Raw genomic sequence first — 10,198 nt, forward strand, 5'->3', positions numbered from 1 at the left:
TTGGAATAGGTTGACTCTAAAAAAATTGTCCACTTTCTGGGGTACAGTTTAAAATTAAAAAGAGAGCCTCGGAAAAAGGCTCTCTGATGGGATGAAATTTCAAAAACGAGCGATTTGTATAGTTAAGCTCATTGGGAAAGTTCTATTTAAATCAATGTCTATAAAGACCGAAACCGTGGTCTTTTTCTGTTTCATGACTATTTCAAATTCTGTTAAAGTTATAACTAATTTATTTATAAAAAGAATACTGTCTTCAAAAGACAAGACGGTATGGGGAATAAATGGACAGAACTTCGTTTTCAATCCGGATCGCAGGCAGAGGTGCTGGCATTCATCGATTTGACAGGGTTTGTCTTCAATCTGGCAAAAGCGAATTTTCATGTATTCCATGGGAAAAAGCATAAGATAGGAACATCGAAAACGAAGCCGAAACAGGAAGCAGAAACAAGCCGAAGCACAGCGCAATTTGCGCAGCAAGCGGATCTTTGTATCGTGCCGGATCCCGGCAAAAGGAGAAATTTATGAAACTGATTGTCGGCCTGGGAAATCCAGGCGAAAAATATTCGCGTACCCGGCACAATGCCGGGTTTATGGTCATGGACCGGCTGGCCGAAAAAGCCGGCGTGGAGATCAATAAAAACAAATTTGAAGCCCAGTACGTCAAAACCCGCATCAAGGGGGAAGACGTTATTTTGCTGAAGCCGATGACGTATATGAACAACTCCGGCTTCGCCGTTCGCGCCTGCATGGACTTTTTCAAAATTGAACCGAAGGATCTTCTGGTCATTTATGACGATCTTGATACCCCGGTAGGCGCCATCCGTCTGAAGCCGTCCGGATCCGCCGGCGGTCATAACGGAATGAAAAGCGTAATCAGCGCGGCGATGGGACAGGATTTTGACCGGATCCGCGTCGGCATCGGCCGGGATCCGAAAATTAAGATTATTGATTATGTGCTGACCCGCTTTCGCGCTGATGAAATGGACGATCTGAACGCGGCGATTGATCAGGCGGTCAAAGCGGCCTGGTTTTCCATTGATCACGGCTTTACCCAGGCGATGAATCGCTACAACGTGAAGCCGAAAAAGAAAAAGAGCGACCCGGAAGCCGAAAAGCTCGCCGCCGCGCTGAAAAAGCAGAACGCGCAGACGTTCCATTCCGGAAAAAAGGATGTTCTTTATCAGGAAGAGACCGGCCGGAGTCTTTCGGACTCTGCCATCGCCGAGCAGCTGAAAAAAGAAGCGCTCGCCGCACAGGAAGCATCTCAGAATGCATCCGCTTCGTATACCTATCAGAGAGAAGAAACACTGGATAGACAGAATAAATCCGAACAGTAAGGAGTAAGGCCATGCTTTCCGACCAGAATATCAATCCCATTCTGAATTCCATCGAAGCCAATCCCGTTACAAAGGAAATGATGTCGATTCATGGAAATGTCGGCAACCTCGGGGAGATGGAAGAAGCGCTGCTTCTGGCCGCTGCTTTCCTTCAGGATGGAAAAACACGCATTGTTGTGAAGAAAAATAAGTACGAAGCCCAGCAGCTGTACCGTCGTCTGGCGATGCTGCTGCAGGAAGTCGTACTTTTCGTCATGGATGAGTCTCTGCGTCTGCAGGCGATCGCAGCGTCTCCCGAAGAGAGGGAAGGCCAGCTGTCCGCTCTCGTGCAGATGCGTCAGGACTTTCCAAAAATCATCATTACCAATACCGCTGCCTACACCCGCTTTCTGCCGGATGTGAACTACTTTGACGAAAGCTGCCTGACCATTCGTACCGGGCAGACGCTTTCTCGAAAAGCGCTCATGGAGCATCTGCTGTGTATCGGCTATGCGCACGTCAACTACGCGCAGACCCCGGGAAGCTTTGCTTCCCGCGGCGGCATTCTCGATGTTTACTCGCTGAATTACCCGGATCCGATCCGTATCGAATTTTTTGATACGGAAATCGACTCCATCCGCTTCTTTAACCCGGATACCCAGCGGACGATCCGCGCCACTGATGAAGCGGTGCTCGTTCCGGCCAGCGATATTTTGTTCAGCGACGAACAGATTGAAAAACTTAAGGAAATTTTGCCGGTCAAACTGGAAGAACAGCTGAAACGCACAGATCCGGCGGGGCAGGAATTTTTACGGGATGCGATCGAAAAGGATCTGGAAGCGATCGAAACGCACGATCCGCAGCCTCATCTGTACCGCTACTACGCCTGGCTCGACAGCGCCTCCGTTCTCGATTATGCGCCGGACGCGATGACCGTATTCTCCACAGTGGAAGGCGTAGAAGAAAACGCGAAAAAGACTGTGCAGGATAACGTGCAGTTCATGCAGGAAGAAGTCGAAGATTTCCACGCGCTGCCCAGATACATCCTGTTTCATGATCTGTACAAACTCGAAAAGAAGTCCGAGCCGCTCAAAATTCATACGTTCCTGGATCACGATCATCCCGTCCAGTCGGGAATTGAAAACATCGACGCTCCGGGTCTGAACTACCGGCAGTGGGTTCTTGAAGAAGCCAGAAAGGACAATGTCTATTTTGCGCTCGAGCGCGAAGACGTCGATCTGCTTAAGGAAAAGATCGATATTTCTTCACTGAAGCTGACCGATCCGATTTTTTATCAGGGCTTTCGGACCCCGGATTATATGGTGTATACGCGCCGTGAAATTTTCTCGCATCTGAACCGTAAAGTGCCGTATCAGAAGACGTTCTCCCGTTCGAATGCGCTCAATAACATTATGGAACTTGAGGCCGGCGACTATATCGTCCATGCGGAATACGGAATTGGACAGTATATCGGCGTGGAAACCCGCGAGCAGAACGGAGTCAAGCAGGACTATCTGCACGTTATGTACCGCGGCAACGAAAACCTCTTCGTTCCGCTTTCTCAGTTCCAGCTGATCCGCAAGTACGTGTCCAAGGACGGTGCAGTCAAGCTGTCCAAGCTGGGCACCGGCGAATGGGAAAAGACGAAAAAGAAGGTTAACCAGAAAGTCGAAGAAATCGCCGGGCGTCTGGTCGAACTGTATGCCGCCCGTACGGAAGACATTGGATTTGCGTTCCCGAAAGACGACGCGCTCGAGCGGGAATTTGATGAATCGTTTGAATACGAATCCACGCCCGACCAGCTGCAGGCAACGGCGGAAATTAAAGCCGAGATGGAAAAGGCCAAGCCGATGGACCATCTGCTGATCGGCGACGTCGGGTATGGAAAAACCGAAGTGGCCATGCGCTGTGCCTATAAGGCGATCTGCGCCGGCAAGCAGGTGGCGTTCCTTTGCCCGACTACCATTCTTTCCATGCAGCACTACCAGACGCTTTTAAAGCGTTTTGAACCGACCGGAGCGCGTATCGCGCTGGTCAACCGCTTCATTTCCACAAAGGAAATGAAAAAGATCCGGGAAGATCTGGCAAACGGACAGATCGATATTGTCGTCGGTACGCACCGGCTGCTGTCCAATACCGTCAGCTTTAAGGATCTTGGCTTTCTGATCATTGACGAAGAGCAGCGCTTTGGCGTTCGTCACAAGGAAAAAATCAAGGAAATGAAAAACTCGATCGACGTGCTGGCGCTTTCGGCTACCCCGATTCCGCGGACGCTGCAGATGTCGCTGATCGGCGTTCGCACCATTTCCCAGCTGACCACTCCGCCGGCGCACCGTCATCCGATCCAGACGTACGTTATGGAAGAGCGCGGTCCGGTAGTGGAAGAAATCATTCAGCGCGAGCTTTCCCGCAGCGGCCAGGTGTTCTTTTTGCACAACCGTGTCGAAGACATTTACCTCAAGGCGCATGAGCTTCAGCAGAAATTCCCGGATATTTCCATTGGCGTTGCCCACGGAAAAATGAGCCGTGAACAGATTGAAGACGTCATGACAGAATTTGCGCGCGGTAAATATCAGGTGCTCGTCTGCACGACGATTATCGAAACGGGACTCGATATCGCCAACGCGAACACGATCATTATCGAAAACGCAGACCGTTTCGGTCTGGCCCAGCTGTATCAGATTCGCGGCCGTGTTGGCCGACGGGAAAAACTGGCGTACTGCTATCTGCTTGTAACGCCGGACAAGCAGCTGAGCGAAGAGTCGACGAAGCGTCTGAAATCGATCAAGGAATTCACGCAGCTCGGTTCCGGTTACAAAATCGCGATGCGCGATTTGACGATCCGTGGTGCCGGCGACATGCTTGGTCCAAAACAGGCTGGATTTATCGATTCCGTCGGTCTCGATCTGTACCTCGACATGCTTTCCGATGCCATCGCCCGCAAGAAGGCAGCCGCGGGTCAGCCGGTCGATGAAGAACTGAAAGAAGCCGAAGAAACGGCGGAAGCCAACAGCGCCAGAAGCGCGAATGTGCAGATTCAGGGCTATATTCCGGAAAAATTCTCGGATAACGACGGCGACAAGCTGGTGCTCTACCAGGAAATCCGGGCCATTCGCACCGAAAAGGAACTCGAAGACTTTGAATTCCGAACGGCCGACCTGTTCGGAAAAATTCCAAAGGAAGTGCAGGCTCTGTTCGATGCCAAGCGCCTCGATCTGTTCGCTTCGCGTCCAGGCGTCGATGAAGTCAGCGAACAGAACAGCCGGATTCAGATTGTCATGAGCGCATCCTGGAGCCGGAACGAAGACGGCCTCAAGCTGTTTGAAGCCATGAACGCTCTTTCCAAGGAAATCGCGCTCACCTTCAAAAATGGACGAATTCAGGTCAGCCTGCCGAAAAAGAAAAACTATATGGCTCAGCTCAAACAGGTGATTTCGGTCCTGTCCGATCCGCTCTTTCGAAAGGGGTAAACCATGAGACTTGATAAATATCTGAAAACCGCGCGCATTCTCAAACGCCGCGAAGCCGCTAAGGAACTTGCCCTTCAAAAACGCATTCAGCTCAACGGACGCACGGCGAAACCGTCGAGCGAAGTCGAAGAAGGCGATGTGATCTGCATGGAGTTTGGCAACCGGCTTCTGGAAGTGAGGGTGCTCGATACGCCGAAACAGGCGTCCAAGGAAAAAGCGCTTCTGATGTTTGAAGTGCTGCGCGAAGAGAAAAAAGACTATGATGCGCCGGCTGAATGAGACGCGCGTTTTGCGCGATCCCGTCCACGGCTATATCCATATTGATCTGCAGGTCATCTGGAAGCTTCTCGACGCGCCGGAATTTCAGCGTCTGCGCCGCATTCATCAGCTAGGGGGCGTTATGGCGGTTTACCATACCGCGGAACATTCCCGCTTTTCCCACTGTCTGGGCGTGTATGAAATCTGCCGGCGCATTCTGAACGAAGTGCCCGGCGTGACGGATACGCTCGATGAATTCGAACAGACCGCGGCGCTTTGCGCGGCGCTCCTGCACGATCTGGGTCACGGACCGCTTTCGCACAGCTATGAGGCGATCTCCCATATTCACCATGAGGCCGTTACGTGCCGTCTGATTACGAACCCCGAAGGCGAAGTGTATAAAATTCTGACCGGGGAAAATCCGAAACTGCCCGCCATGGTGGCTGCCATTCTGGAGCATCGATCCGGCTGCGCGCTTCTGGAAGATCTGATCAGCTCGCAGCTCGACTGCGACCGCATGGACTATCTGCTTCGCGACGCCTACGAGACAGGAACGAGCTACGGCCGCTTCGATCTGGAACGCATACTGCGTACTCTGCGTGTGAAGGACGGCCGTCTGTGCATTAAAAAAAGCGGCGTCCATTCGGTCGAAGACTACATCATGGGCCGCTATCAGATGTACTGGCAGGTGTATCTCCATCCCGATGCGTTTGGCTACGATCTGCTCGTTCAGGCTTTCTTTGCGCGCTATGCCAGACTGCGTCAGGAAAACTTTGAAGAATACGGATCGAAAGCGCTCGAGCCTGTATTTGATCAGCCCTTTGATCCGGAGCGCTTTCTGGAGTTGGACGATTACGTTCTGATCAGCGAAATCGGAGCGGCGAAATCCGCCAAGGATCCCATTCTTGCCGATCTGGCCCATCGCATATGCGATCGGCGTCTGCCGCGCTGGGAAAACGAAGCTAGTCCCGAGCGAATCGAAGCCATTCGCGAAAAGACGCGAAAAGCGAGTTTTGATCCGGATTACTATGTTCATCTTAAACCGATTCGACTGGAAGAATTTCTGCCGTATCAGGAAGAGCAGTCCAAGCCGATTCTCGTTCTTGACCAGGAGAGACTGCTTCCGCTTTCGGACTGTTCGGTGGTGGTGCGGTCTTTGCTGGAAATGAAAAATCCCCAGCAGATCCGTGTGTATTTCCCCAAGGAAGTCCACACCGCTTCTTCGTAAACGCCGCCTGTATTCGGACGGCAAGCCTGTCTGGCATACCTGTTGAGTCTGTCTTTTCCCGTTTTCTGCAGCGGTCCTTCTTCCCGCGAGAAAACGGGATTTTGCGCAGAGGGGCAGACGAGGCGCGTATGGGCGGATTTTCACGATGAATAAAGCCGGAGAGATGGGTAATCCGTTGAAAAGAAGAATCTGTATGTTAAACTTTTCTTCGCTATGAAAAGTCAAGCCGCTTTATGCGAACTCACTGCGAAAACCGAGATTTTTAAAGGAGAAGCGGAGTTTGAAGAAAAGAACAAAGGAATTTTTGTCACCATGGAAGCCGAGGACTGTCACTGCGTCTGGAAAATTCTTCCGAAAGGCATTGTGATTGAAAATCAGCAGGAAGCGCTGAGCGTGCTTTCCCTGTTTGATTCCGGCAAGGGCCGGGTGCGAATTTTCAGCGAATTCGGCGAACTGGAAGCCGTCTTGAGCGATGTGCGCATTGTCCGCGAACCGCATCGGATTCTGGTGAGCTACAAAATTGAAGAAGAAGCTGAATTTCAGTTTGAACTGCAAAGCGAAGACTTCTGTTTTATCGAACACGAACCGGCTGCCCCCTCAGGGCGGACCGGATGACATAAAACTGGCATGAAGGAGTGAACAATATGTCTGCTATGGATCTGCAGCTGGCCAACGCTCTGGCGTCCGCCGCAAAAAAAGCCTGGGATCTGAGCCTGGAGCCCGGGGAAATTACCATTGAAATTCCCAAACGAAAAGAACAGGGCGAGTATGCGACAAACCTGGCGATGAAGCTGGCGCGTACCCTCCGCAAAAAGCCGCTGATTATTGCGCAGGAACTGGTTGCTGCGCTCGATGACGATTCCATCGAAAGCGCCGAAATTGCCGGACCCGGCTTCATCAACTTCACGATGAAAAAAGATCAGTATTCCCGCGTCATCCCGACGATTCTGGAAAAGGAATCGGAATACGGACAGTTTGAACCCAACGGCATCCGCGTGAATCTCGAATACGTTTCCGCCAACCCGACCGGCGATCTGCACCTTGGTCATGCCCGCGGCGCGGCGTGGGGCGATTCCGCTTCGCGCGTTATGAAGAAAGCCGGCTATGACGTAACCCGCGAATACTATGTCAATGACGCAGGAAACCAGATTGCCAATCTGGCGCAGTCCTTATGGGCCCGCTATGCGCAGGCGCATGGCCAGGAAGCCGAAATCGGTCAGGACGGCTACATGGGCGAAGACGTTAAAGTCAAAGCCGAAGAAATTGCCCGCGAGCACCCGAATGTCTATCTCGAACCGACGAAGGAAACCCTCGATTTCTTCAGAAAAGAGGGAATTGCCTACGAGCTGGACAAGATCCGTCATGACCTGGACCGCTTCCGTGTTCACTTCGATGTATGGACTTCCGAACAGGCTTTACGCGACGCTGGAAAAGTGGACACGGCTCTTGAGATTCTGGAGCGAAACGGTTATACCTATGAGCAAGACGGGGCACTCTGGTTTCGCACAACGGACTTTGGCGACGACAAAGACCGTGTTCTGCGCAAGCAGGATGGTTCGCTGACGTATCTGGTTCCGGATATCGCCTACCATAACGACAAGTGCGAACGCGGCTTTGACAAGCTGGTCGATTTCTTTGGTGCCGACCATCACGGCTATATTCCTCGTTTAAAGGCATCCATGGCCGCTATGGGAAATGACCCGGATAAACTGGATGTGGATATCATTCAGATGGTTCGTCTGGTCCGCAACGGAGAAGAAGTCAAGATGTCCAAGCGTTTAGGAAATGCCTGGACGATCATGGACCTCGTCGATCTGGTTGGCGTGGACGCAGCCCGCTACATTTTCAGCAGCAGAGCCCTCGACAGTCATCTCGACTTCGACCTGGATCTCGCCGTTGCTCAGTCCAACGAAAACCCGGTTTACTATGCGCAGTACGCGCATGCACGAATCTGTTCGATTCTGAAAGCCGCTCAGAGTGAAAACTATCCGACCGTACAGTCTTATGAAGGCCTCGTTCACGAGAAGGAAATTGATCTTCTCAAAACTCTGGCTCAGTACCCGAACGTCATCGAACAGACCGCTCGCACCCGACAGGTTCACAAGATTTCGCATTATATTCAGAACCTCGCTTCGAAGTTCCACAGCTTTTATTCCGCATGCAAAGTCAACGACCCGTCTAACCACGAACTCAGCGCTCAGCGTCTTGGTCTGCTGCAGGCAACCCGCATTGTGCTGGCCGACGCTCTGAGTCTGATTGGTGTATCCGCACCTGAATCCATGTAATTTGTGATCACGAGGAGATAATCGTATGAAAAAATCTATGATCGATAACGCGTTCGACATTTTAACCGATGAAAAGAAGCCCATGCAGTTCATGGACCTCTGGCACATCGTAGAAGAGAGAATGGGATTTACCCCTTCTCAGGCCGATGACAACATCGCACAGTTTTACAGCGACCTGTCCATTGACGGCCGCTTCGCTTCCCTGCCGAAAAACACATGGGACCTGCGTACGCGTCAGACCGTAGCATCGACGGTTGTGGATACAGATTCGCTCAGCGTTGAGGACGAAGAAGACTTCGTTCCGGCTGACGATGACGAAACAGAAGAAGAAGTCGTCGAAGAAACAGAATCGGAAGAAGAATAGTCTTCTCGAACTCTTCCGACCTTCGCCTGCCGACAAGAGTAAATCAGACCGGCATTCGAAGAAAACATACAGATCAGATAAATAAACGGAGCTGCTCTTCCACCTGAGAAGAACAGCTCCGTTCTTTATGTTTCCTGTTTTAATAAGCAAAGCCGGTGCGGCTTTCTGTAAGAGCCTCCGGTTTTTGCGGATCTATCTGGCTGCCGATTCTAAGATCGAGTTGGCTTCGTCTGCGTCTTTTGGAAAGCTCTTCTCGCCGCTGTCGGTAAGAATGTCGCTGCGGTCGGTGAGCAGATCGGTCGGTTCTACGGTGACTTCAATCGTATAGCCGTCTACTTTTCCGGAAAGCCGGAGAATATCGGTCAGCGCGGATTTGGCGTTGCTTTCCGCGGCTTCAATGGCTCCGTTGGAAAGCATTTCTTCTTCCTGCTTTGACTTTTCCACTTCAAGATTGTCATAGATTTCTTCAGCGGTCAGCGGATTGAAGATGTTGTTGCTCGCGTCATACACTTCGATCGATCCTGGATCGATTTCGTTGGAAAGAATCTGAATGGCCGGGCAGTGCACATGAATGATTTTGTTTTCTTCGTCCGTGTCGACTTCAATCTTCTTTCCGTTGATGCCAAGCAGGGCTTTTCCCTGGAACGTATAGAGCAGCCGTTTTCCGGTAAAGGGGATGTTCCATTCCTGAAACTGCTTGGACCCTTCAATTTTTCCAATGCCGGTGTAGTAGTTGTAGCAGGTCACGATGTCGTTGGACTCTGCGAAAACATTGGAAAGGGTTGTCGACTTCTGCTCGTACCGGTCTGTAACCTGAAAAAATTTCGTAAGGCCGACGCCTGCGACCAGTCCGACAGCCAGAATGACCAGCATGAGAACGGCGTTAAAACTGAGAGAATGCTTTTTCCGCTTGCGGGGCATTTTCCCTGCGGAGTTCTCGTTCGTACTTCTGGTACGTGCGGATTCGGCACCGCTTTTTTCCCGATTCGAAGAATTGTTTTTTACTGGATCTGACATATCTGCTTTCGCCTCCTTAACTGTCTGTCTCTATAAAATTGAGGGATGCAGGGAAACAGGAATTGTAAGATATGAGAAAAATGGGCGCCTGTTCTTTGCCTGCAGCGTTTTGCATCTTCCAAGCAGGTGAATGCGTAGTTATTATACTTGAAAAGTAAAATGTAACGCTTTAGGAAAAAATTAAGAAAAATAAATAAGCAAATTCTGAAGTGTACCCCATGTCAAGGACACGATAATTAGAGAGAACCCTTTGTTCGGAC

General features: G+C 51.1%; 8 protein-coding genes and 1 pseudogene. 8 read left to right on the forward strand and 1 reads right to left on the reverse strand.

Features of this window, described 5'->3' with window-relative positions; all coding sequences use genetic code 11:
* Positions 1–270 precede the first annotated feature (270 nt).
* The 8 genes and pseudogenes from Q2J39_RS09585 to rpoE all read left to right on the forward strand — a co-directional run bounded on the left by Q2J39_RS09585 (position 271) and on the right by rpoE (position 8,921).
* Positions 271–525, forward strand: coding sequence for a hypothetical protein (locus tag Q2J39_RS09585; protein ID WP_230266971.1), 255 nt, complete (start codon positions 271–273; stop codon positions 523–525).
* A pseudogene (gene pth / locus Q2J39_RS09590) lies at positions 522–1,079 on the forward strand (aminoacyl-tRNA hydrolase); the annotation flags it as partial. The gene Q2J39_RS09585 and the pseudogene pth, both read left to right, overlap by 4 nt.
* A 269-nt stretch (positions 1,080–1,348) precedes the next feature.
* A complete protein-coding gene (mfd, locus tag Q2J39_RS09595; RefSeq protein ID WP_288340387.1) occupies positions 1,349–4,786 on the forward strand; it encodes a transcription-repair coupling factor in 3,438 nt (1,145 codons plus the stop codon).
* 3 nt (positions 4,787–4,789) lie between these two features.
* Positions 4,790–5,065 carry an RNA-binding S4 domain-containing protein gene (locus Q2J39_RS09600; protein ID WP_230266973.1) on the forward strand — a complete coding sequence of 92 codons (276 nt, stop codon included), beginning with the start codon at positions 4,790–4,792 and terminating at the stop codon, positions 5,063–5,065.
* Complete coding sequence (locus Q2J39_RS09605) at positions 5,046–6,272, forward strand: HD domain-containing protein (protein ID WP_288340390.1); 1,227 nt, start codon at positions 5,046–5,048, stop codon at positions 6,270–6,272. Before Q2J39_RS09600 ends, Q2J39_RS09605 begins: the two co-directional genes overlap by 20 nt.
* Before the next feature lie 213 nt (positions 6,273–6,485).
* A complete protein-coding gene (locus Q2J39_RS09610; protein ID WP_288340392.1) occupies positions 6,486–6,887 on the forward strand; it encodes a hypothetical protein in 402 nt (133 codons plus the stop codon).
* Positions 6,888–6,916: 29 nt separating this feature from the next.
* On the forward strand, positions 6,917–8,557 hold the full coding sequence (argS, locus tag Q2J39_RS09615) for an arginine--tRNA ligase (RefSeq protein ID WP_288340394.1): 1,641 nt from the start codon (positions 6,917–6,919) through the stop codon (positions 8,555–8,557).
* A gap of 25 nt (positions 8,558–8,582) precedes the next feature.
* Positions 8,583–8,921: a DNA-directed RNA polymerase subunit delta gene (gene rpoE / locus Q2J39_RS09620; protein ID WP_230266977.1), complete on the forward strand. Its 339-nt coding sequence runs from the start codon at positions 8,583–8,585 to the stop codon at positions 8,919–8,921.
* Between the two features lie 192 nt (positions 8,922–9,113).
* Here rpoE and Q2J39_RS09625 read toward each other — a convergent pair whose 3' ends face one another.
* Entirely contained in the window at positions 9,114–9,938 is an 825-nt protein-coding gene (locus tag Q2J39_RS09625) for a DUF4230 domain-containing protein (protein WP_288340396.1), read from the reverse strand.
* Between the last annotated feature and the right edge of the window lie 260 nt (positions 9,939–10,198).

Origin of the sequence: uncultured Allobaculum sp. (genome assembly GCF_948576815.1) — a bacterium.
GTDB classification, from domain to species: Bacteria; Bacillota_I; Bacilli_A; order Erysipelotrichales; family Erysipelotrichaceae; genus Allobaculum; species Allobaculum fili.